Source organism: Glaciecola sp. 1036, from assembly GCF_050306235.1.
Taxonomy (GTDB): domain Bacteria; phylum Pseudomonadota; class Gammaproteobacteria; order Enterobacterales; family Alteromonadaceae; genus Glaciecola.
Genome location: NZ_JBLWFH010000010.1, coordinates 81,424 through 102,824 on the forward strand (window position 1 = coordinate 81,424; position 21,401 = coordinate 102,824).

General features: G+C 41.6%; 25 protein-coding genes. 7 read left to right on the forward strand and 18 right to left on the reverse strand.

What is annotated here, in order from left to right; genetic code table 11:
• Positions 1–2 precede the first annotated feature (2 nt).
• The 3 genes from ACNKW3_RS14635 to ACNKW3_RS14645 are packed head-to-tail and all read left to right on the forward strand — an operon-like array spanning position 3 to position 1,706.
• On the forward strand, positions 3–506 hold the full coding sequence (locus tag ACNKW3_RS14635; RefSeq protein WP_427400054.1) for a TIGR02444 family protein: 504 nt from the start codon (positions 3–5) through the stop codon (positions 504–506).
• Positions 496–1,485, forward strand: coding sequence for a hydrolase (locus ACNKW3_RS14640; RefSeq protein ID WP_427400055.1), 990 nt, complete (start codon positions 496–498; stop codon positions 1,483–1,485). The genes ACNKW3_RS14635 and ACNKW3_RS14640 overlap by 11 nt, the downstream gene beginning before the upstream one ends.
• Positions 1,482–1,706 carry a YheU family protein gene (locus tag ACNKW3_RS14645; protein WP_427400056.1) on the forward strand — a complete coding sequence of 75 codons (225 nt, stop codon included), beginning with the start codon at positions 1,482–1,484 and terminating at the stop codon, positions 1,704–1,706. Before ACNKW3_RS14640 ends, ACNKW3_RS14645 begins: the two co-directional genes overlap by 4 nt.
• Positions 1,707–1,744: 38 nt before the next feature.
• Here the strand turns inward: ACNKW3_RS14645 and ACNKW3_RS14650 are convergent, their stop codons facing one another.
• Genes ACNKW3_RS14650 through nudE form a run of 3 tightly spaced genes read right to left on the reverse strand, consistent with a single transcriptional unit; the run spans position 1,745 to position 3,730 of the window.
• Complete coding sequence (locus tag ACNKW3_RS14650; RefSeq protein ID WP_427400057.1) at positions 1,745–2,329, reverse strand: YceI family protein; 585 nt, start codon at positions 2,327–2,329, stop codon at positions 1,745–1,747.
• Positions 2,330–2,351: 22 nt separating this feature from the next.
• The gene (gene cysQ, locus ACNKW3_RS14655) at positions 2,352–3,170 is read right to left on the reverse strand and encodes a 3'(2'),5'-bisphosphate nucleotidase CysQ (RefSeq protein WP_427400058.1); all 819 of its coding nucleotides are present in this window, start codon (positions 3,168–3,170) and stop codon (positions 2,352–2,354) included.
• Positions 3,167–3,730: an ADP compounds hydrolase NudE gene (gene nudE / locus ACNKW3_RS14660; protein WP_427400118.1), complete on the reverse strand. Its 564-nt coding sequence runs from the start codon at positions 3,728–3,730 to the stop codon at positions 3,167–3,169. The genes cysQ and nudE overlap by 4 nt, the downstream gene beginning before the upstream one ends.
• Positions 3,731–3,795: 65 nt before the next feature.
• Between nudE and yrfG the strand changes: the two genes are divergently transcribed.
• Positions 3,796–4,500 carry a GMP/IMP nucleotidase gene (gene yrfG / locus ACNKW3_RS14665; protein WP_427400059.1) on the forward strand — a complete coding sequence of 235 codons (705 nt, stop codon included), beginning with the start codon at positions 3,796–3,798 and terminating at the stop codon, positions 4,498–4,500.
• On the forward strand, positions 4,497–5,030 hold the full coding sequence (gene yjjX / locus ACNKW3_RS14670; RefSeq protein WP_427400060.1) for an inosine/xanthosine triphosphatase: 534 nt from the start codon (positions 4,497–4,499) through the stop codon (positions 5,028–5,030). Before yrfG ends, yjjX begins: the two co-directional genes overlap by 4 nt.
• Positions 5,031–5,036: 6 nt before the next feature.
• Here the strand turns inward: yjjX and ACNKW3_RS14675 are convergent, their stop codons facing one another.
• The 12 genes from ACNKW3_RS14675 to gspC are packed head-to-tail and all read right to left on the reverse strand — an operon-like array spanning position 5,037 to position 16,428.
• On the reverse strand, positions 5,037–5,795 hold the full coding sequence (locus ACNKW3_RS14675; protein ID WP_427400061.1) for a type II secretion system protein N: 759 nt from the start codon (positions 5,793–5,795) through the stop codon (positions 5,037–5,039).
• Positions 5,795–6,271: a type II secretion system protein GspM gene (gene gspM, locus ACNKW3_RS14680; RefSeq protein WP_427400062.1), complete on the reverse strand. Its 477-nt coding sequence runs from the start codon at positions 6,269–6,271 to the stop codon at positions 5,795–5,797. The genes ACNKW3_RS14675 and gspM overlap by 1 nt, the downstream gene beginning before the upstream one ends.
• A gap of 4 nt (positions 6,272–6,275) precedes the next feature.
• Entirely contained in the window at positions 6,276–7,469 is a 1,194-nt protein-coding gene (gspL, locus tag ACNKW3_RS14685) for a type II secretion system protein GspL (RefSeq protein WP_427400063.1), read from the reverse strand.
• Positions 7,470–7,471: 2 nt separating this feature from the next.
• On the reverse strand, positions 7,472–8,509 hold the full coding sequence (gene gspK, locus ACNKW3_RS14690) for a type II secretion system minor pseudopilin GspK (RefSeq protein WP_427400064.1): 1,038 nt from the start codon (positions 8,507–8,509) through the stop codon (positions 7,472–7,474).
• A complete protein-coding gene (gspJ, locus tag ACNKW3_RS14695) occupies positions 8,506–9,192 on the reverse strand; it encodes a type II secretion system minor pseudopilin GspJ (protein WP_427400065.1) in 687 nt (228 codons plus the stop codon). The genes gspK and gspJ overlap by 4 nt, the downstream gene beginning before the upstream one ends.
• Positions 9,193–9,194: 2 nt before the next feature.
• A complete protein-coding gene (gspI, locus tag ACNKW3_RS14700) occupies positions 9,195–9,584 on the reverse strand; it encodes a type II secretion system minor pseudopilin GspI (protein ID WP_427400066.1) in 390 nt (129 codons plus the stop codon).
• Positions 9,581–10,192: a type II secretion system minor pseudopilin GspH gene (gene gspH / locus ACNKW3_RS14705; RefSeq protein WP_427400067.1), complete on the reverse strand. Its 612-nt coding sequence runs from the start codon at positions 10,190–10,192 to the stop codon at positions 9,581–9,583. Before gspH ends, gspI begins: the two co-directional genes overlap by 4 nt.
• A 12-nt stretch (positions 10,193–10,204) precedes the next feature.
• A complete protein-coding gene (gene gspG / locus ACNKW3_RS14710) occupies positions 10,205–10,654 on the reverse strand; it encodes a type II secretion system major pseudopilin GspG (RefSeq protein WP_427400068.1) in 450 nt (149 codons plus the stop codon).
• A gap of 4 nt (positions 10,655–10,658) precedes the next feature.
• Positions 10,659–11,873, reverse strand: a complete 1,215-nt coding sequence (gene gspF, locus ACNKW3_RS14715; protein WP_427400069.1) for a type II secretion system inner membrane protein GspF — start codon at positions 11,871–11,873, stop codon at positions 10,659–10,661.
• A complete protein-coding gene (gene gspE / locus ACNKW3_RS14720; RefSeq protein WP_427400119.1) occupies positions 11,873–13,384 on the reverse strand; it encodes a type II secretion system ATPase GspE in 1,512 nt (503 codons plus the stop codon). The genes gspF and gspE overlap by 1 nt, the downstream gene beginning before the upstream one ends.
• A gap of 48 nt (positions 13,385–13,432) precedes the next feature.
• Positions 13,433–15,451 (reverse strand): type II secretion system secretin GspD, encoded by a 2,019-nt coding sequence (gene gspD / locus ACNKW3_RS14725; protein WP_427400070.1) that lies wholly within the window; start codon positions 15,449–15,451, stop codon positions 13,433–13,435.
• Between the two features lie 53 nt (positions 15,452–15,504).
• Complete coding sequence (gene gspC / locus ACNKW3_RS14730) at positions 15,505–16,428, reverse strand: type II secretion system protein GspC (protein WP_427400071.1); 924 nt, start codon at positions 16,426–16,428, stop codon at positions 15,505–15,507.
• 110 nt (positions 16,429–16,538) lie between these two features.
• Here gspC and hslR point away from each other — a divergent pair, with 110 nt between their 5' ends.
• Both hslR and hslO read left to right on the forward strand, forming a co-directional pair.
• On the forward strand, positions 16,539–16,964 hold the full coding sequence (gene hslR / locus ACNKW3_RS14735; protein WP_427400072.1) for a ribosome-associated heat shock protein Hsp15: 426 nt from the start codon (positions 16,539–16,541) through the stop codon (positions 16,962–16,964).
• Positions 16,961–17,863 carry an Hsp33 family molecular chaperone HslO gene (hslO, locus tag ACNKW3_RS14740; RefSeq protein ID WP_427400120.1) on the forward strand — a complete coding sequence of 301 codons (903 nt, stop codon included), beginning with the start codon at positions 16,961–16,963 and terminating at the stop codon, positions 17,861–17,863. Before hslR ends, hslO begins: the two co-directional genes overlap by 4 nt.
• Positions 17,864–18,013: 150 nt before the next feature.
• On the opposite strand, the gene envZ is transcribed toward hslO, so the two are convergent.
• From envZ to ACNKW3_RS14755, 3 genes are all read right to left on the reverse strand, one after another.
• Positions 18,014–19,333, reverse strand: coding sequence for a two-component system sensor histidine kinase EnvZ (gene envZ / locus ACNKW3_RS14745; RefSeq protein WP_427400073.1), 1,320 nt, complete (start codon positions 19,331–19,333; stop codon positions 18,014–18,016).
• Between the two features lie 6 nt (positions 19,334–19,339).
• Complete coding sequence (gene ompR / locus ACNKW3_RS14750; protein ID WP_427400074.1) at positions 19,340–20,065, reverse strand: two-component system response regulator OmpR; 726 nt, start codon at positions 20,063–20,065, stop codon at positions 19,340–19,342.
• Positions 20,066–20,155: 90 nt separating this feature from the next.
• On the reverse strand, positions 20,156–21,058 hold the full coding sequence (locus ACNKW3_RS14755; protein WP_427400075.1) for a phosphoribulokinase: 903 nt from the start codon (positions 21,056–21,058) through the stop codon (positions 20,156–20,158).
• Positions 21,059–21,401 lie beyond the last annotated feature (343 nt).

Genomic DNA, 21,401 nt, shown 5'->3' on the forward strand with positions numbered 1-21,401 from the left:
AAGTGGACTTGATTTGTTCTCAACATTTCTGGCAATACTCTATCAATAGGTACTCGTTAGAGACGGTCAAAAATGCCTTAATAAACCTTCAAGATGAATTTGGAATAAACGTAAATCTAGTTCTTTTTATTATGTACTTAAGTCATCAAGGGGTTTTTATTACTGAACGGCTCGTATTGGAATTGCGCCAAGCAATAGAGGAACTGGACAGTCTAGTCACAATCCAAAGGCATAAAAGAAGAGCGTTAAAAAACCTAGATAAACTGAAATATCAGCAAGCTTTGGCAGAAGAACTGGACATGGAAAAAGCTATCCAAGCAACCTTGGTAAACAGTTTTAATGATCTCATTGATAATAAAAACAAGGCATTACAAGATCCACTGGACAGTCTAGCTTGTTTATCTACGGGTGATTTAGCAAAAATGCCTAGACTGTCCAGCTTACTCCCTAGACTGTCCAGCTTACTCAAACTGCTGGCGGAGAACACCACTGCCCATGACCTTTAATACGCAATTTGGAAAGCTTAGCCAGGCAGGGTTTGAGGTGCCTAACTGGGCTAGAAATTCTCATATACAAACAATTTGGCCAAAATATTTTGTTAAACAACCACAAGTAAAGACGGTAAATGAAAGAATCAACACCCCAGACGGTGATTTTCTCGACTTAGCTTGGTACCTTCCAACAAAGCCAAAAGCACTAGTAGTTGCATTTCACGGCCTAGAGGGGTCGATAAATTCTCATTACATCAAGTTCGTCTTTGAAAACCTCTATCAACAGGGATTTGGTTGTGTATTAATGCATTTTCGAGGATGCTCTGGAGAAATAAATCTAACGTCCAGAGCCTATCATTCTGGTGAAACTACTGATCCCTTGCATGTCATTAATCTGCTTGAAAAAAAGTATCCAGACCTACCTTTATTTGCTGTTGGCTTTTCTCTCGGTGGCAATATGCTGTTAAAGCTTATTGCAAATCAGAAGACGCATCTAAAAGCAGCAGTGGCAGTATCAGCGCCAATAAACTTACAAGCCAGTGCAGATGCAATAAACCAAGGGTTTGCCAAGGTCTATCAAAAACACTTATTAAAAACCATGAAGCAAAATATGCTCAAAAAATTTGCCAACATGGATATGAGCTCGGAACTGTCAATAACGCCAAATGAGATAAAACAACTATCCAGCTTTTGGCAATTTGATCAGCATATCACTTCAAAATTACATGGTTACAAGAATGCAATTGATTATTATGAAAAGGCCAGCGCATTGCCAGATTTGCATAAGATCAAAGCACCTAGTTTAATCATACATGCTAAAGACGATCCCTTTATGAATGATAAGGTCATTCCCACGAGTCAGCAGCTATCATCTTCTGTGGCCTATGAGTTGAGTCAACATGGCGGCCATGTCGGATTTATGCGTGGTACTATTACCAGTCCCAAAATGTGGTTACCACAGAGAATCAGTGCATTTTTTCAGGAGCAACTATGATAATTCCTTATCAGGAAATACAGCAAGATACTTTGATAAACCTTATCGAGAGTTTTGTATTGCGTGAGGGGACTGACTACGGTGAGGATGAAAAATCGCTAGAAGAAAAAGTGCAGGATATTTTAACCCAACTGCAACGCAAAGAAGTGGTGATTCAATATTCAGAAGAGTATGAATCTATCAATATAGTGCCAAAAGACCATCTTAAACACAGTGAATAACGCCCTTACAGGTTAGGCCTAAAGGGCGCATGTATCAATTATTCAAATACCACGTAAAACGTTAAAGGCACAGTTTCTGAGATAGCTTTTAAGCCAGCCACTTCACGTAAAGCTTCAATCCCCTTATCCAACCCAAATTCACTAGCTTTAATCACTGTTGGTTTTACAGTAGCTGCTGCAACTTTGCCGTCTTCCAATCCGGTAATTACCACGTCAAAGCTATATGCTTGGGTTTGACCACTAATGGTAAGGTCACCAGAGACGGTAGCTAGCGTGCTTTCACCTGATTCAAGAGCGAGCAACGATTTATCCAAATCGGCGCTAAACGTTGCTTTGGCAAAATCGGCGACATTAAACAGCATTTTTTGCATGCGTTCGTTTCGAATGGGGATCATGGTTTCAACAGAGGCTAAATCGATGTTTAACGTTAATTTACCTTGCTCATCTATTACGCCATCAAACTGTTTAAATGAATGCGTTTCAGTAATATTGGTATTTTTAGTTGAGAGAAAGTTTACTGAGCTCACAGATGGATTTAATGTGAGTTGAGCAAAAGCATTACTGCTGATAAAAGCAAGACTTAGTAATATAGCTTTTGCAGTGAAATTAGATAGCAAGCGCATAGTTAACCTTAGATTTTGATTATTAGTATTCTATTATACTGCGCCAATTGACCCGTTGATCACCTAGCACCACAAAATCTGGGTTTGTCACAATATCTCTTTGATTGTAAGTCAATTCATCAAAGGTTGCGGCGCGGATTTCTCCGCCAGCTTCATTTATGATGCACTGGGAAGCACCTGTATCCCATTCTCCGGTAACGCCTAGGCGCATAAATACATCGGCTTTGCCTTCGGCGATAAAACAGGCTTTCAACGAACAACTACCAGTGGGCAATGTTTGGAATTCGCGCTTGCTAGTAAGCTTGTTCAGTACTTTTTCTCTAGACTGTCTACGACTTATTGCGATCACGATAACGTCTTCAGTTGGTACTGAAAATTCACGCACTTTAATGGGTTTAGTTTCAATTGGGCATCGCTTATACGCGCCTTCATTATCGCTTGCAAAATAAAGAGACTGTCCACAAGGCCAGTAAATCACCCCGACCACAGGACGGTTATTTTCGATAAGCGCAATATTTACGGTGAAATCGCCAGAGCGAGCGATAAACTCTTGGGTCCCGTCGATAGGATCAATCAACCAATAGCGTTGCCATTGTGACCGTTCAGCAAGCGGTGGAATCGACGTTTCCTCTGACATTATAGGGATTTCAGGGGTCAGTCTTTGTAGCGCCTCAACGATAATCTCGTTGGCTTTATAATCCGCTGTAGTAACAGGAGATTCATCTTCTTTTTCGTATGCTTCAAAATCACCTTTATCGTATATATCTAAGATTTCCTGACCCGCTTTAACAGCAATTTCTTTAGCTATTTCTAACAACTCAGCCTGTGATTTTGACATCATTGATTTTTTCTCCATCTGTCTAACATCAATAACGCTGCGACGCTTCGCGCTTCTGAAAAATCTGGTAGTGCAAGCAAGGCGTCTATCTCATCTATTGGCCAAGGCACTACTTCAAGAGGTTCGGGTTCATCACCTTCTAATTGGGAAGGATATAAATCCTGAGCAATTATAATATGCATACCCGCATTAAAAAATGTAGGTGCCATAAGTACCTGTTTCAACGCCGTAAATTCCTTAGCCGCATAACCAACTTCTTCTTGTAACTCTCGATTTGCAGCTTGGTCAGGAGACTCTCCTGGATCTATCAAACCTTTGGGGAATCCTAGTTGATAAGAATGGGTACCCGCGGCATATTCACGGATTAACAACATAGTGTTGGCATCTAATAAGGGAATGATCATCACAGCACCCCGGCCACCGCCGGCCATGCGTTCAAAAATGCGCGTAGCGCCATTACTGAATTCTAAATCGACTTCTTCAATGCGAAAAAAGCGGCTTTTCGCTACTTCTCGGGTTTGATGAATTATTGGGACAGCTTTTTGTTTATCTTCTTTGCTCATGGTGTTAACACAAGATACACTAATGCTCATTCATATTGTTGCTACAGTACCATAAGGAAAACAGATTGGCACTCTTCCCCTGGCATAACATAGAAACAGTTTTGTTAGATATGGACGGTACTTTATTGGACCTCAATTTCGATAATAAGTTTTGGTTAGAACATTTACCACAAAAACTTGCTGAACAAACTAACAAACCCTTACAAGACTGCATGGATGAAATGATGCAGGCATATTCGGAAGTTAAAGGGCAATTGCAATGGTATTGCCTGGATTATTGGGAACAGCGTTTGCAGTTGGATATTATGGATGCCAAACAAGATCTGAAACATCTGATCCGATTTAGAGACGATGCCATTCCATTTTTAGATGCTCTTCATCAGTCCGGTAGAGAGGTTGCGTTAGTCACCAATGCCCACCCTGGTACTTTGCGATTGAAAGTAGAGCAAACTGCCTTGGATCAACATATAGATACGCTTATCTCGACCCATGAATTTGGTGTTAGCAAGGAATCTCAGTTACTTTGGCAACGACTGCAAGAAAGATTAGAATTTGACCCTGCTCACACATTATTTGTCGATGATAGCCAAGTCATTTTGGATGCTGCTAAAGAGTTTGGTATAGCCTACACCTTAGGTATAACCAACCCCGATAGCCAGTTACCGGAAAATGAAATCCATGGGCATCAACACACCAATAATTATCACGATCTTTTGGATGCGATTATCCAAGATAATTTTTCAGCAGGTTCTACAGGGAAAAATAAGTGAGTAGTTTAAAAATCAATGTGGGCTCTAACAACCCAGTTAAAATCAATGCCGCTAGGGTAGCTTTTGAGCAGGTTTTTCCGAATCAGGAAATTGTTACCTTAGGTGTAAGTGTTGATTCTGGTGTAGCCGACCAACCTATGGATTATGAAGCAACCCGTTTGGGTGCGCAAAATCGTGTTGAAGCCCTAATAAAAAATAGCGAAGCGGACTATTACATCGCTTACGAAGGTGGTGTGGATGTATTTGAAGATGGACCTAAAACCTTTGCTGTGATTTGTATTTCAAATGGTGATAAGACCTATTTGGGACAAACATCTACATTACCTATTCCTACTTCAGTTTATGAGCAATTGTTGTCGGGTATTGAGTTAGGAACGGCTATAGATGCACTGTTTGATACTCAGAACATCAAGCAAAAAGGTGGAGCCATCGGACAATTCACCCAAGGGATAGAAACCCGTCAGTCTATTTACCAAAGCGCGACTGTTTTGGCGCTGGCGCCTTTCGTTCATAGCACACTTTTTGATTGAGCCGACTTACCAGGTTTTTTCAAAAATCTTGTATTCACCGCGCTGGGTTTCGCGTCCGAAATAAGGCGCCGCTTGTTTAATTTCAGGCGGTAAACTGGGATCTATAGTAAATGTGCCGGTAGGTGTAATTGCACCGGACGCCGATATGCTAATTTGTGCATTAAGCTTAATTTCGTTGTCGCCAGCTATGGTTAAAAGGTAGTTATTTTGTTGGCAGGATAATTGGGCTTCAAAATCTCCCAATTCAATCAATTTGTTATTCGCGGTAACAGAAGCGTTAGGCCAACTTCCGGTTCCCGAGAGTGAAATACAGCCATCTTCTTGGGTAAATTCGGTTAAATTAATACGAATTCGACCGTCAGCAGTGATGACAACTGGAAGTTGACGTTGCGCAAGTATCTGTTTGATTGGTAAATACGCTTGAAAGTCTTCTGCATGCAGATATTTAGGGTTTAGCAAGCTAGTTTGTATTAAGCCTTTAATATAAATTTGGTCAGTATTACGCACATTGCCGGCATTTACATTGACTTGCGCATCTAACCATAGCAATGGCAAAGCAGACAGCGTCCATTCAACTTTCTCAATACTTATCCCATTGACAATAACTCGTTCTGCAACGCCGTTAAATAAGGTGCCTGTGGGCGTCACAATTGCTAAATTTGGATTGTCCTTGGCTGCAAGTTGAATCAAAGAAGCTGGGGCATAAGCCACTAGAAATACCACGTAAACAATGATTGAAAACAAGATCCACTGCCATGTTTTCATTACAGTTTCCCTAATTGCAGGCGTCTGACTTGCACTATGCCTTGTTCATCAGTTTCAGAAATATCCGATTGCACTATCACAACGCCTCTTTGCTCAAGGTTATTTAGCCATTGCATTAGGTCATTAAAAGGGACGGCATCTATCCAAACCTGTAATTCCTCTCCTTGAGGTTGCATACGAGAAACAGAAATCCCAGCATTACGAGTAGTTTGGTTAATAACTTGAGTTAAAGAACCAGAGAAACTTTGCGACTGATTGCCTTGGCGCAATAATATCGCTCGGTTGGCTTGTTCCTCAAGCCAAGTGTTTAATTCACGATCACTATTAAGGCCGGCCCTATTGGTGTCAATTGCGTTATTTAATGGTGCCCATATCACAAGATAAAACAATGCAACTAGGGTCATTATACCTGCCCCGATGACCAAATAACGTTCTCGTTCGCTGAGGTTTTTAAACCACTGCTTTAATCCGTCCATATGTTTAACCTTTTACTACTATTACGCCGACGACTTGATCACCGCGATTATTGATAGCGCCTTGTTCTACCGTAAGACCTAATGCGGATACTTCTCGTCTAAATCGTTCTAATGCTTCAAAATTATCAGCCACAGACTGCATCCGCAATTCTGTTCTTGAGCCGTTAAAACTTAAGGTTTGAGGGGTTACTCCAGAGCTTTTAAAGGCGTCTGACATTTGGGATAACATTGCTAGGAAACTTGCACCGCCACCTGTTGTCTCTAAACGTTGCATTTCTCGCGCTATCGTGCGTTTTAAGGTGTCTTTGCGAACACGTTGAATACTTGGAAATGCTTCTGATACGGTCTGAGTAATGCGTTGATTAATATCTGCCCGTTGTTGTTTAATTGAATTGAGCTCAACCGTCTTCATTACTAAGTTAACGGTTAAGGCTATCATGGCCAGCACTGCTGCCGCTTTCCATTTACTCCAAACAGGGTTCGTTTTGGCTTTTACCGAATATTCCCCTTGGAACAAGTTGATACTATTTGCGGAAATATTTTGTCGCAATAACTCTAGGGGCAGATGGTCATAGTTGTATTCAATAGATTCGGGTAAATCTTGGGCATCAAGTTCGCTATAGGCTACTAAGCTTTTTTGATCTTTTTGCGCTGCTTCCAATAAGGCAGGTAATAACCAAGATACTTCGCCTTGCACGCCATGATGGGCGTCTGTACGGACAATAAGGTCGTTATTGATTTTTACTACAGATATTTGATTATCTTGCGGGTTGGGCAACAAGAGGCAATCAGGTATCAATCGTTGGCAGAAAATTCCTGCGTCATCCAATAGCGTCCGCCAGAATGCTAATTTTCCTTTATCGACTACAGCAACGGGCAGCTGTGTTTCCTGCATATTACCTTTGGCTACAAACTGGGTATCCACATCAAAACACAGTTTGTCTTCTAACATGTACTGTACGGCAGATAACAACTTGCGATTTTGCTTTTTTGGTAAGCTAATATCTGTGACTAGAAGATCCGCACTTGGTGCTAACGCGATGACGGTGGCGTTGTGGCTGTGCTCTTGCAAGTTACTTAATTTGCTAGCGTCACTTAATTCACCAGAGGCTATGACTTCATTTTCATTGGTATCAAACCCAAGCCATTGTATAGGATCTTCAAATTGGCTACCTAGCCTGATCACAAGCTGCTGCATCCTTACATTCCTCCAAACTCTCGACTGACAATACTGATACTATTGCCTGAAGGTTCTATTTTAAACACTGTGACCATCTTAAATTGTGACCCTGATGTCATTTTAGTCAAAGTGGATAGCTTAAAGTATTTCGTGGTGACATCAAACCAATTAATGCGTATTGGAGACAATCCCAGCGCACTTATTTCTGGTTCCGCAAAGAAATCATTGATATCGTCATATCCACCGGGCGGTCGGGAGTCAATTAAAGAACTGGCATCGTCAACAGAAAGCCCGGTTAGCGCGGATAGGATAATGGCATTCTCTTGAGTGACAGTGTTGACGTTGAGCTTATACTCTTGTTCTGGAATAGCGCACAGGTAAGGTAATATATTCGCCAGCCAACCTTGTCTTACGCCATCTTCGACACCGTTAATTAAACGCAGCTCTGAAATATTGGCAATTAAGCTGTTAGCCGCCAAATAGGGTTGGGGGAGAGATTCATAATCTAGATCTTCGGCGCCGTAGTCAGATGGCCTGTCATCATCATCTAACCAATCCACAACGGAATCTCTTACGGTGTCGACTACCAACGAATCTTCAATGAAATGTTTAAGCAAGGTTTCAAATGCGACTAATTCTTCGGGTTTTGTAGACTGTCCAGTTGGATTAGGGTTTGATGATTGATAAACACCGTTGATATTGAAACAGCTTTGCAAGTCAGTAATGCTTGCTTGGATTACGCCGCCTTCAACAGGGAATTCGAAGTTTTCAGCCCAAGGTTGTTCAAGATTTATATTGCCAGTGTTTAACGTTAACATTTCTCGCAATGACTTTTTAGCAAAATGTTCCGCACCCAAGCTATACCAATAGGCTTGGTTGTTATCTTTTATATTGAGCGTGCGTGCGATATTCAGTTGAAGTCGAGCGGTCATTTGGGTGGCAAGTATGGAAATTAGTGCGACTATTAACAGCACTATAATGAGAGCTACACCAGATTGATGGGTTTTTGATTTATTTGCTGGACAGTCCAGGCATTTTTGGTGGATAAGCTGTTTCATCTTATGGCCACCTGAAATATCCGCTCAATGGTGCCGAATCTATCTGTCTCTATTTCGACTTTAACCGCAATAGGTAATTCGGTATTTTCGATGTTTTCTTGCCAATCTAATTCATCATCTGAAAACTGAAATGCCGCTTCAAATTGTAAATTGGTAACTCCCTCGAAAAGGACTCTTATTTTAGGCTCAGTACCTATAACTGCATCCACATAGTTAGTGTGCAGGCGCTGGAGTTGATTGTCTTGCAAACGGTAGGTGACATTTTGTAAAGAAGATCGAGGTAACATCAATTGAGGGTTGTGCCAGCCATTGCGAACAAAGGCAATACCATCTTCATCGCTGTCAAATTCAAAGTTTCCACCGTTAATTACCAATTGATTCTGTTGACCTTGTATTCTGGGTACCCTTGAAACCATTTGCAGCATGTCTCGTTCCATAACAAGCATGGCTCTTTGCAGATCTTGAAGATCTTTCAGTGCTTGTTCAGAGGTTTCGTTGCTATCACTGACAGTACTTAAAACAGCGCCTGTGGCAATGGCAATGATGGCAAAAATAGCAACTGCTATTAACAATTCAATTAATGTAAACCCAAGCGATTTGGGTTGACTGGACAGTCTAGGCGGTTTCCTGTGGATAAAATTTACATGATGTCTGGACTGTCCAGCAACGGGAAAATTTGACATCGTTATTGCGTCTCGCGGGCGATAAAACTAGACACAGAGGTAATGGGCTGTTTACGCTGTTCATCTTCAAAGACAGTGACCGTTACCTGATTCAACTCATCATCTTGGGTTTTACTGACAGTTTGTAGCCAATACCATTTGCGATTTGCCATTTCACTTTCACCGCGCAAATTGTTTTTGGCAGGCCATTGCCTTCGATTGAGTATGCTGGTGTTGGTAAGTTGATTGTTTGCCACCCAGGTTGCCACCGTTATATTTCTAAGCGCATTCACAGAGCGTAAATGCTCGCCTGCAGCTTTCACAATAGCGCCGCCGGCTAAGGCAAAAATCGCCACCGCCATTAATACTTCTAATAAGGTAAAACCTGATTGTTCGGTGAAAGTACGCCTCATAAGGGTTCAGGTCCTATCAATTCAACAGGAATTGTATCCTTGCCTTGAAGTGCAAAATAAAAAGGCTCGGTTTCTCTGGATTCGTCTTGATGAATCAGTCTTAACTCAAAGGGGGTAATATCACCACTGGACAATATAAAAATTTGCGGAGGAGGGGGCGGAAGATCTTCTTCATCACCTATGCTCACACCTTCATCGCGAATACTTAAATCTTCATCAAATATTTCACGATCAAAAAGCACGTCTTCATCTTGCCAGGGTAGACCATCGAGAGACAATTCAACCTTAATATCTTCTGGAAATTCACGTTTCACAAAAAACTTTTGATTCACAACTGGGACCCATTGTTCGTCTTCATCTAACGACAGAAATTCGTAGGTATTGTTTTCTAAATCCAGATAGAGTCCCATTTGCAGTTGATTTAACACCGCAAAATCACTTGCCATGTCAATGAGGACTTGCAATCGGCGGGACTCTTCGTTGACTTCTTCTTTGGGGTCTACACCGAATGCGTTATAGGTTACCACAGAGACAACGATGCCAATGATGAAGACCACAACCATGATTTCAAGTAGCGTAAATCCTACTTGCCGTTTTAATGAAATCATGGCTGAAACAACTTATTGTAGATAGTCGTTGATGTTCCAAGTGCCGATATCATCGTCAGTACCATCAACTTGATCAGGGCCCATGGAATAAATATCAATCTTATCAACTTGACCTGGATTTAATAATATATAGTCATTGCCCCAAGGATCTTTGGGCAATCGCTTTATTATGCCGCCATCCGGATAATTACGAGGAATGGGGTCAATTGTAGGTGCTGTAACCAAGGCTTCCAAACCTTGCTCAGTGGTAGGAATGCTATTTGTGCGTAATTGGTACATTTCAAGAGAACTTTCCAACTGTTGGATATCCACAGCGGCTTTTTTCAACTGAGCTTCTTCTCTATTACCTAATACTTGGGGTGCAACCACGGCTGCCATGATAGCGATGATAAATAACACCACCATAATCTCAATAAGGGTGAAACCTTTTTGATTTCCACGATTTAATTTTTGCAAATTCATATAGTTATCCAACAAGATTGTTTAATGCCAGTATTGGCAACAAGATCGCCATTACTATAAATAATACTATAGCGGCCATACTGATGATAAGTATCGGCTCAAATATTTTTAACGAAACGTTAACCGTAGCCTCAAACTGACGTTCCTGATTATCAGCGGCACGTTTTAACATTTGTTGTAATTCCCCAGACTTTTCCCCTGAGGCTATCATATGCAACATCATAGGAGGAAAAGCTTTGGTTTGTCCCAAAGCGGCTCTTAGGCTCGAACCTTCTTTTACTTTGACCGCAGCTTCACTTACTTGTGCACGTAAATATTGATTGGCCAATACGTCTGCGGAAATTTTCATTGCTTCAAGCAGAGGTACTGCGCTTGCAGACAAAATACTCAATGTCTGAGCGAATCTGGCGGTATTAGTACCCCGTGAAAGACGACCAATCAAGGGCATATTTAACAATCGTTTATGCCAAGCCAGCTTCATTCTTGGGATTGTTAACACGCGCTGAAAGGCAATGATCGCAATGACTATGAAGATGCCCGCAAAAATACCGTATTCTCGCAGCCAATCGGAAACTGCAATCAAAATTCTGGTCATCAACGGAAGTTCTTGCCCCATAGTGTCAAATTGCCCAACAATTTGCGGCACTACCCAAGTCAGTAAAAGTACAACTACGGATATTGCCACCAACATCATGATGACCGGATATACCAGCGCTTGAGTTACCTGACTTGCTGTTTGATGGCGCTTTTCGGTGTAATCTGCAAGTCGGCTCAGCACTGTATCTAAATGTCCTGATTTCTCACCAGCAGCAACCATGGCGCGATACAGCGTATCAAATACATGGGGAAAATCTGCCATCGAATGGGCAAGTGTATGGCCTTCTACGACTTTACTGCGTACCGCCATCATCATGTTCTTTTGACTCGGCTTTTCGCATTGATCCGCAACGGCCAGAAGTGCTTCTTCAATAGGCAGAGCGGCTTCTATTAGCGTGGCTAACTGTCGTGTAATAAGCGCTAAATCGTTAGAGGATAATTTGCGTTTGAAAAGTGTAAAAGAACTCTTGGTATTCTCTTTTTCAACAACGGTTTCCACTTCTATGGGAATTAGAGCTTGTTCTCTCAGTTGTTGACGCACCTGCCTTGCAGTGTCGGCCTCAAGCACACCACTAACATTCTTACCTCTAGAATTTAATGCTTTGTAAGCAAACGCGGCCATTATTCTTCCCTAGTGACCCGCAATACTTCTTCTAATGAAGTAACACCTAAAATCACCTTGTCGCAGCCGTCTTGTCGAATTGAAGGTGTAAATGCGCGAACATATTTTTCAATAGCCTGCTCCCCCCGACTATCATGCATCATCTCTCTGACTTTCTCGTCAATGATCAATAATTCATGAATGCCAGTTCTGCCTCTATATCCAGTGTGGTTACATTCCACACAACCAGCAGGTCGATAGATAGTGCCACCAGCTTGCGCATGACCTAATATTTCAACTTCACGTTCAGTAGGTTGATGAGGTGTTTTGCAGTTATCGCAAAGGGTTCTTACTAGGCGTTGGGACAATACAGCTAACAGGCTTGAAGATAATAAAAAGGGCTCAATACCCATGTCTTGTAAACGCGTAATCGCGCCGGCAGCGGTATTGGTATGCAATGTCGATAATACCAAGTGACCAGTTAAACTGGCCTGTACAGAAATTTGCGCAGTTTCAACATCCCGAATTTCACCTACCATTACTACATCAGGGTCCTGACGTAATATAGCTCGCAGTCCTCTCGCAAAGGTCATATCAACTTTTGGATTTACTTGGGTCTGGCCAATCCCAGCAATGTCAAACTCAATGGGATCCTCGACTGTGAGTATATTGCGGTCTTTTGAGTTTATTTCACTTAAGCCCGCATATAAAGTGGTACTTTTACCAGACCCCGTAGGCCCAGTAACCAAGATAATGCCATGGGGTTTACGAATTAAACCATCAAAGTGCGCCCTGTTGGCTTCGGTCATACCAAGATCTTGTAGATTTAAGCGAGCATTGTTCTTATCTAATAAACGTAGCACCACTCGCTCACCATGAGATGAGGGCATAGTGGACACCCTAACATCTACTGCTCGTCCGCCTATGCGAAGACTAATACGGCCATCTTGGGGAACACGCTTCTCTGCGATGTCTAACTTTGCCATAACCTTAATACGAGACACCAGCATGGACGACATTTTGCGATTGGGGCGTAAAATTTCCCGTAGAACGCCATCCACCCTGAATCTCACAATAAGTTGGTTTTCAAAGGTTTCGATATGGATATCCGAGGCGCCTTCTTTAATCGCTTCTCCTAGCATTGCGTTGATTAATTTAATGATAGGCGCGTCGTCTTCGTTATCCAGCAAATCTTCTGTATCAGGTAGGTCTTCTGCTAAGGCAAATAAATCTGACTCATTGCCAAGATCTTCCATTAGCTGCTTGGCTTCGGAAGAGTCTCGTTGATAAATTTTGGTGATAAGGCGCTCAAAGTCATCTACGCTGATATTTTGCATGGCAAATTCTTCGCCTAAAAAGCGTCTTACTTCAGCGATAGCTGCAAGTGGCGTTTCAGCGGTTTTATACAGCGTAACAGGATCAGTCGCTATATCGGCAACAAGCTTATTGTTCTTAGCAAATCCAAAGGGTACCAAGCGCTTACCTAGCCCATCGGTCCCGGCTAACTCGTCCCCCTCGCCTTGATATTCCATTTCGGCAGTTTCTACCATTTCTGCCAGTGCATCGTGCTGCTCAGACATTTAATTGTCCTCTTTGTCTTGCTCTAGCAGGTACTCTTCGAATGTCGGCGGTAGGCTAAGCTTATCGTCCCATTGTGGCAAGCTTGGGGTAGTTTCAAATGGCATCAATGAAACGCCCTCTGACTGACGTTTAAGCTGCTGGGCTCGAATGTAATTATATTTGCGATGGCTAATGTCATTCATAGTCGCTGAATCACGCACAATCGTTGGACGTAAAAATACCATCAGGTTGCGTTTGCGTTTGTTTGTTGTAGTCGATTTGAACAAATGACCAAGTACCGGAATATCTCCTAAAAGAGGTACCTTTGAAACACTTTCTTGCACGTCTTCGTCGATAAGACCACCTAGAACAATAGTGCCGCCGTCGTCAACAATAACTGTCGTTTTAATCTCTCGTTTATTAATTGAGATATCCACTGAAGTAGCTCCACTGACACTTGAAACTTCTTGCTCTATGGTTAGTTGTACTGCATCACCTTCGTTGATTTGAGGCGTGACTTTGAGCTTTATACCTACTTCTTGTCTATCTACGGTTTGGAACGGATTTGAATTGTTTGAACCCGTTGTAGTCCCTGTGATAATAGGGACTTCTTGACCAACAATAAAAAAGGCTTCTTCATTGTCCATTGTGGTTAAATGTGGCGTGGCTAATACATTAGAATTTGTATCATTACTCACCGCTTGTACCACAGCTCCCCAACCATTTTCTACAATACCTGCGATCATGCCATTGGCACCACCAAGTAATTGAGCTAAAGGCGTCAAATTACCTTCAATTGTCTCTTCAGTTTCAACCGGTACTCCATTTGCCGAAGTGGTAGAACGAGTCACAGTTCTATCTTCAGCTTGACGCAATGCGACGCCTAGCGCACCAACAGGCACTAAGCCATTATTAAACTGCGTACCGCCACCTTCTTCAGAGATAAATTGCACGCCAAGCTGCACGCCATCACCTTGAAATACCTCGACTATGATAGCTTCAACTTGTACTTGAGCACGACGAATATCGAGTTGACGAATAACTTCTTCTAACGACCGCATCATGTCAGGTTCTGCAGTGATTACCAGGGCGTTACTGTCTTCAAATGAGTTAATACTTACTTCGCGGTTGCTAGAGGTGCGACGTTGCTGCTGATTGCCTTGACCTTCAGCTTGAATAGAGGCGCTGACACCCTGTAATACATTCACGAGGTCTTCAGCTTTTGCGTAATTGAGGTAGATAACACGAGTGTTGCCACTGGTTTCTAATTCTTGGTCCATGCGCTGAATCAGATTTATTAGGCGTTGGCGAGCTTTAATATCGCCGCTTACAATCACACTGTTGGTTCTATCATCGGCGACCAATCTGGGCGTGGCTTTTCCACCTGGCGCTTGTTTATTCGCGTTTTGATTGATGCTATCAACTATGCGCACCATTTCTGAGGCTGAAGCATATTTTAATTTTACCACCTCAACTTCTTCATCACCGGCTTGGTCAACGCGTGCAATAATTTCTGCTAGCATGTTCACTGCAGCTGCTCGTCCCGTTAACATCATTACGTTTGAAGGCTCATGGGCAACTACGTTACCGCCGCCCGTTTGGTCATTTAACTGGCGTAAAATAGGGGCAAGCTCACGAACAGGAACGTTGTAAACCGGTATAACGCGCGTTATCATTTCATCGCCGTTAAATGAGTTATCTTCCACAACAGGAATATTCGATGATTTGGCATCCTTTGAGCGGACCACTTTTAAGATACCGTTTGGCATTTCAACTACTGCATAATCATAGACCTGAAGAACACTCAGGAAAAACTCGTAATAGACTTCTTCTGACATTGTGTCGTAACTGCGGATATTAATTTTTCCGCGAACGTTAGGATCAACAATGATGGTTTTTCGTAAATTTTGCCCAACGACATTAATAAATTCGGTGATTTCGGTATTTTTGAAATTTGGTTGATACTCAGCGCCAGTTGCCTTTAACGACAAGCTTAACGAGAATAACAAAAAGAACGTGATGACACTGCGTGTTCTCATAACTGTCCTACTGGTTTGCCCATTTGTGTGATGTGCATTTAAAAACTTACTAATCATTCCGTTGGTATCTCTATTGTCAGCGAAATTTCATCTCCATTTCGCAATAATTGTAAATCTAGCCATTCTTCGCTTTGTAGCAGCCTTACAGCTTCAATAGCTTCTTCAGGATTTGACAAATCTAGGCCATTTAGTTCGGTAATAATATCGCCATTTTCTAGCCCTACAGCTTCAAAAAACTCTGGTTTATTGCCGGGCGCTACTTTATAGCCAACCAAACCCTCATTATTTTGCTCAGGGGATAGTCGAATGAATTCAGAAAAGGATGCAGGGGAGGCTCTTACTTGATCACGAATATCTCTGACATCATCTTGGTCTAATTGTGGGTTTTGATTTCGTGATTGTTGAGTTTGTTGGCGGTTTTGTTCAATTCGAGCGTTTGCTTCGTCATAATCTATCCCTTCTAGCATGAGGGTTTCTCGAACTTGGCGGTTCTTTATGATGACTCTGTCTTTATATATTTCTTCGAGGGTGACGTTTGTACCTTCTATGGTATCGCCAATGGCATAGGTCGCTTGATTGTTTCTGTAAGCTATTACGGCTGCACCTTTGCCTTGTTCTGAGCTTGCGACTACGCCAGATAACAATAAATTTAGTTGGGTTTCTGGAGCTTCGGTAATTTCTTCAACCTTTTGCTGTGGCGGCGCTTGTTCAACGTCCCCAAAAAGATTTAAATCTAGTAGTGCATTGAGGTTGGTTTTTGTTTGATCCGTCCCGATATTCTGACCACTATTAACTGAGGGTTGAAAATTGGCTGATTGAACTTCTGGTTGCGGAATGAGTGACCAAGTAAGTTTGGCGAGTACGGATAGCAGATAAATACTCAATAAAATAACCACCAAGAGGACAAGTTTAGTATCATGTCTTCTGTAGATTTGTTGGATGGGTTCAACTATCTGGGTATTGATGGTGCTACTCACTGAATTTTGGCTAATTTCCTAAGACTGCTTATCATATCGACTCCGAGCGGTATGAACAATAGCAAGAACACAATTGTGATGAAAGTTTAACAAATATTGGAGATTTTGATTTGGCTGGACAGTCCAGGAAACAAAAATCACCCGCTGAGGATAATAAGCAAGTTCGGCTTGATAAATGGCTCTGGGCGGCCCGTTTTTGTAAAACACGCTCGATAGCAAGAGATTGGGTTCAGGCGGGCAAAGTCCACTATAATGGACAAAGAGCAAAAGCCAGTAAGGTTGTGGAAGTGGGCGCCCAAATTAAAATTCCAGCCGGTTTTGATCAAAAAGTGATAGTTGTAGATAAAATTGCAGATAAGCGACTCAGCGCTGAATTCGCGGTCCAATTATACACTGAAACTCAAGAGAGTATTGAGCGTCGAGAAACGAATAAACAGGCTCGGCAACTTAGTGCTTTTCATAGTCCTCGCCCTGACCAGAGGCCGGATAAAAAACAACGAAGACAAATTATAAAGATTAAGCATCAGGATTCATAATGACAGATAAATTAACGCGATTTTTGTTTGATAATCACTCTGTACGAGGTGAAATCGTGCAATTGGAAGATTCATTCCAACAAATATTAGCAGCAAGCCAATACCCAGAAATTATCGGTAATCTACTGGGTGAATTAATGGCGGCTTGCAGCTTGTTGACTGCGACACTGAAGTTTGAAGGAGAAATAACCCTGCAATTACAAGGTGAGGGTTATGTTAAGTATGCAGTAATTCATGGAACTCATAATCAGGCGCTTAAAGGTGTCGCGCGGTGGGATAAAGAACTTACAGATCCACCTAGTGAATTTTCAAAGATGTTTGAAAAGGGCTTTTTGGCAATAACCATAACGCCGAAAGAGGGAGAACGATATCAGGGGATTGTTGCCCTAGATAAGGACAATCTTGGTGCTTGCTTGGAAAGCTATTTTGAGCAATCCGAACAGTTGCCCACAAAAGTTGTTCTTTTTGCTGATGCTGGACAGTCCAGGAAAGCTGGTGGAATTCTTTTGCAAATCATTCCTACCTCCAGTGAAACCAGCAGCGCGGAGGAAAATCCCTCATTTCAACATCTAAGTGTGTTAGCCAATACGTTAACTTCAGATGAGCTTTTGCATTTATCAGATTTAGACATTTTGCATCGTTTATACCATGAAGAAGAAGTTCGGTTAGTCGGGGAGAAAGAAGTTTCTTTTCGATGTGACTGTTCCAAGGCTAGAAGTGCTGTAGCGCTGCGAAATATAGACAAAGTCGAACTTCTCAATATTGTAGAGGAGGATGGGGCCGTTCGAATGAATTGCCAATTCTGTCATACAGAGTATTTGTTCGATAGTTTTGATATCGAAAGTATTCACAACGACAGTTATGATTTTTCGGACACCGCAAAAGATTCTAAACATTAGTTGTTTGTATGTTTAATCGATTGCTGGACAGTCTAGTCAGTTTGATATGAAAAGATATGTGCTCTTATCTGCTTAGACTGTCCAGATATTTACCTTGCTTGGACAGTCCAGACATTATCAGTCATTTTCATGTGGAAAAAATGTAATTAACTAGTGCTTAGAAAGCTGTCGGTTAGACATAAAGACTGGCAACGTAAACCCTGCCTCTAAGCCACCATCTGAATGATTTGAAAAGGCAATTTGACCGCCATGTCCTTCGACTATCCGTTTTATTATTGCTAGACCTAAGCCTGAACCTTGAGAACCCCTTGCTTTGTCACCTTGTTCAAACGGATTAAACAGTTTTTCCATTTCACTATCGGCAATTCCATTTCCAAAATCTTTTACTGCAACATACAAGGTCCGTGTCTTTTCTGAAAACCTGCTCTTAATGACTATATCTGGACTTCCATATCGAAAAGCATTCTCGATAAGATTTTCAATTACGCGCTTAATGCTGATGAGTCTCACTTTTACTTTAGGGGAATCTCGAAGATCAAGGGTAATATTATGATTTTCATCGAATCTTCTTAGTTCTGCTAGCTCTTCGATAATATGGTTGATTGAGACTAACGTAAGTTTCTCTTCCCTGTCTTGGCGGGCAAAATCGATAAACTGGTCAATTATCGCATTCATATCTTCGATATCGTGCTCTATCCCTTCCTTTATCCAATTGTGTTCGTCCGGTAACATTTCACTGGAAAGCCGAATACGCGTCAAAGGTGTGCGTAAATCGTGGGATATGCCCGCAGTCATTAGGTTCCTATCGGCTTCTAATTGTCGGATGTTAGCCGACATTTTATTAAACGCTTGAGTAACAGCAACCATCTCAGAACTGCCTTCTAAAGGAAGCGGTTCAGGAAACTTGCCATGGCCAACGTTGATTGCTGCTTTTTGTAACGCTTGTAAAGGACGATTTAATCTGCGAACAAATAACCATCCGCCGAATACACTTAACGCGCCAATCACAATGAAATACATACTGAGTGGGGATACGTCCGTTTCTGCTATCCCTTCCAATGGTATAGATAACCATGTGTCTTTAGATTCATATGGTTTAATCCACACCATGTAATCTTTACCTGGCTTAATTCGCACTTCTATGTTTTTGTTAAGCTTTTCAGAAATCTCTTGGGACATGTAGTCGTAGTAGGTGGCATTACTGATACCAGCGTGCATGGCACTTAAATTGTCATGAAAATCAATACCACTAACTTGTTTTAACTTGTATTTTTCTTCGTTTGATAAGGTGTCGACCCCACTTACCAACAAAGATGAAAGTTGATTGGCTACTAGACTATTAATTTGTGAATAACTTGGATTAATAAAATAATGTGTCACCGAAAGATATGAAACTAACTGATTTATAAGCAACAAACCGCCTATTAACATGGCGGTTTGAGCAAAAGTACTTTTCGGTGAGAAACGCATGATGGGTTAACTTGCCATTTCTCCGTCGGGGACGAATACATAGCCTAACCCCCAAACAGTTTGAATATACCGAGGATTAGCAGGATCTTCTTCCAACATGCGACGCAAACGGGAGACTTGAACATCAATGCTTCTTTCTAACGCACTATAATCACGACCTCTGGCTAAATTCATTAATTTATCCCGAGAAAGGGGCTCTCTTGGATGAGTCACCAAAGATTTTAGTACTGCAAATTCACCACTAGTTAATGACATGTTTTTTTCTCCGTCATTCATTTCTCTAGTAGCAAGATTTAAACTGTATGTCCCAAACCTAACGATTTGCTCCGCCTGACTTGGAGCGCCTGGCGCTTCAGACGTTTTTCGTCTGAGAACGGCTTTCACTCTTGCTAGTAACTCCCTTGGATTAAAGGGTTTGGGTAAATAATCATCTGCACCCATTTCTAAGCCAATGATTCTGTCAACCTCATCGCCTTTAGCCGTGAGCATTATGATGGGAATTTCGTTTTCTTGTTGGCGAAGTCGTCTACAAATAGAAAGTCCATCTTCATCAGGAAGCATTAAATCCAGAACCAAAAGATGAAAGTTTTCTCTTTCTAACAGTCTGTCCATTTGTTCACTGTTAGCCGCACTTCGTACTTGATAACTTTGCTCTTGTAAATAACGTTCAAGTAGAGAGCGTAATCTCATGTCATCATCAACAACTAAGATTTTGGTCGTTTCTTGTCTCATCTATACAATATCCAACTTTTCCATGCTGTTACTATATGGCAAAAAGTATGCTTAAGCCAAGCAAGTGATTGTATCATTTTGTTTCTAATATCAATTATCTGCAACCCAATCCACTTGAAATCCCGCCCTGCGCTTCTTCTCCATGAGCTCTTCTATCAATGGTGTTAAAATCAACTCCATGGCGAGCCCCATTTTTCCGCCTGGCACTACTAGTGTATTGACTCTAGACATAAACGCCCCATCAATCATTTGTAGCAAATAAGGGAAATTCACATTTCTCATTTCACGACGAAACCTAACGACGACAAAGCTTTCATCTTGTGATGGAATTTCCCGTGCACTAAACGGGTTCGAAGTATCCACTGTTGGTACGCGTTGGAAATTTATGTGAGTGCGAGAAAATTGTGGAGTTATATATTGAAAATAGTCGTCCAAGCTTCTAACAATACTGCTCATTACGGCATCTCTTGAATGACCTCTGTCCGTCGTATCTCTAACAATTTTTTGAATCCATTCAAGATTTACAATAGGGACCATGCCTACAAGCAAGTCAACATGCGCTGCTACATCATTGGTTTCGGTTTTAACCCCACCGTGTAAGCCTTCATAGAACAATAAATCAGTGTTTTCTGGTAACGCCTGCCATGGCGTAAATGTTCCTGGCATTTGATTAAAAGGAACGGCTTCATCAAAAGTATGTAAATATTGTCGAAATTGACCTTGTCCTGACTGGCTATATTGCTGAAATAATTGTTCTAGCAACTCAAAATCGTTAGCTTTAGGACCAAAGTAACTGATATGCCTTCCTTGCTCTCTTGCTTTACGGATTTCAACTTCCATCTCAGGGCGAGTGAATCGATGAAAGCTATCACCGCCGACGGTTGCCGCGACAATTTTTAAGTTTCTAAAAATATGACGAATAGCATTTGTGGTCGTTGTTGTGCCGGCGCCTGAGGACCCGGTTATAGCAATAATTGGATGTTTTACTGACATGGCATAAGTAGCTTTTTTTCTACTTTTATACGGCTTGAGTAAACAGAGGTCAAGGTTTTTGTCTGGCGAGCAAACCGCCTTTTGTCGATTATTAAGCGCTTAGAGTAAGTAGGAATAAGCCTCTTGTCAGTTGTTTGGACAGTCTAGAAAAACTAAATGGAGATCTATTTTAGTTACTACAGTAGATACTTTTTGGACTGTCCAAGTTTTCTTATTTGTTTCTTTAAATGATAAAAAACCGTTCAAGGGTACAGTTACTCAAATTTTTTACTCTTGTTAATCTGAACCCATTATGACGATTGCAAGAAAATACCTAATATCACTAGAGGATACTCGCTACTAC

Coding starts and splice junctions, on each gene's coding strand:
- gspK (WP_427400064.1), bottom strand. CDS start 8,509: ATGAAACAGCTTATCCACCAAAAATGCCTGGACTGTCCAGCAAATAAA.
- ACNKW3_RS14675 (WP_427400061.1), bottom strand. CDS start 5,795: ATGAAAACATGGCAGTGGATCTTGTTTTCAATCATTGTTTACGTGGTA.
- ompR (WP_427400074.1), bottom strand. CDS start 20,065: ATGAGACAAGAAACGACCAAAATCTTAGTTGTTGATGATGACATGAGA.
- cysQ (WP_427400058.1), bottom strand. CDS start 3,170: ATGATGTCAAAATCACAGGCTGAGTTGTTAGAAATAGCTAAAGAAATT.
- gspM (WP_427400062.1), bottom strand. CDS start 6,271: ATGGACGGATTAAAGCAGTGGTTTAAAAACCTCAGCGAACGAGAACGT.
- gspJ (WP_427400065.1), bottom strand. CDS start 9,192: ATGTCAAATTTTCCCGTTGCTGGACAGTCCAGACATCATGTAAATTTT.
- ACNKW3_RS14645 (WP_427400056.1), top strand. CDS start 1,482: ATGATAATTCCTTATCAGGAAATACAGCAAGATACTTTGATAAACCTT.
- ACNKW3_RS14755 (WP_427400075.1), bottom strand. CDS start 21,058: ATGTCAGTAAAACATCCAATTATTGCTATAACCGGGTCCTCAGGCGCC.
- gspF (WP_427400069.1), bottom strand. CDS start 11,873: ATGGCCGCGTTTGCTTACAAAGCATTAAATTCTAGAGGTAAGAATGTT.
- ACNKW3_RS14640 (WP_427400055.1), top strand. CDS start 496: ATGACCTTTAATACGCAATTTGGAAAGCTTAGCCAGGCAGGGTTTGAG.
- gspI (WP_427400066.1), bottom strand. CDS start 9,584: ATGAGGCGTACTTTCACCGAACAATCAGGTTTTACCTTATTAGAAGTA.
- ACNKW3_RS14650 (WP_427400057.1), bottom strand. CDS start 2,329: ATGCGCTTGCTATCTAATTTCACTGCAAAAGCTATATTACTAAGTCTT.
- nudE (WP_427400118.1), bottom strand. CDS start 3,730: ATGAGCAAAGAAGATAAACAAAAAGCTGTCCCAATAATTCATCAAACC.
- gspG (WP_427400068.1), bottom strand. CDS start 10,654: ATGAATTTGCAAAAATTAAATCGTGGAAATCAAAAAGGTTTCACCCTT.
- gspL (WP_427400063.1), bottom strand. CDS start 7,469: ATGCAGCAGCTTGTGATCAGGCTAGGTAGCCAATTTGAAGATCCTATA.
- gspD (WP_427400070.1), bottom strand. CDS start 15,451: ATGAGAACACGCAGTGTCATCACGTTCTTTTTGTTATTCTCGTTAAGC.
- gspH (WP_427400067.1), bottom strand. CDS start 10,192: ATGATTTCATTAAAACGGCAAGTAGGATTTACGCTACTTGAAATCATG.
- gspE (WP_427400119.1), bottom strand. CDS start 13,384: ATGGAATATCAAGGCGAGGGGGACGAGTTAGCCGGGACCGATGGGCTA.
- envZ (WP_427400073.1), bottom strand. CDS start 19,333: ATGCGTTTCTCACCGAAAAGTACTTTTGCTCAAACCGCCATGTTAATA.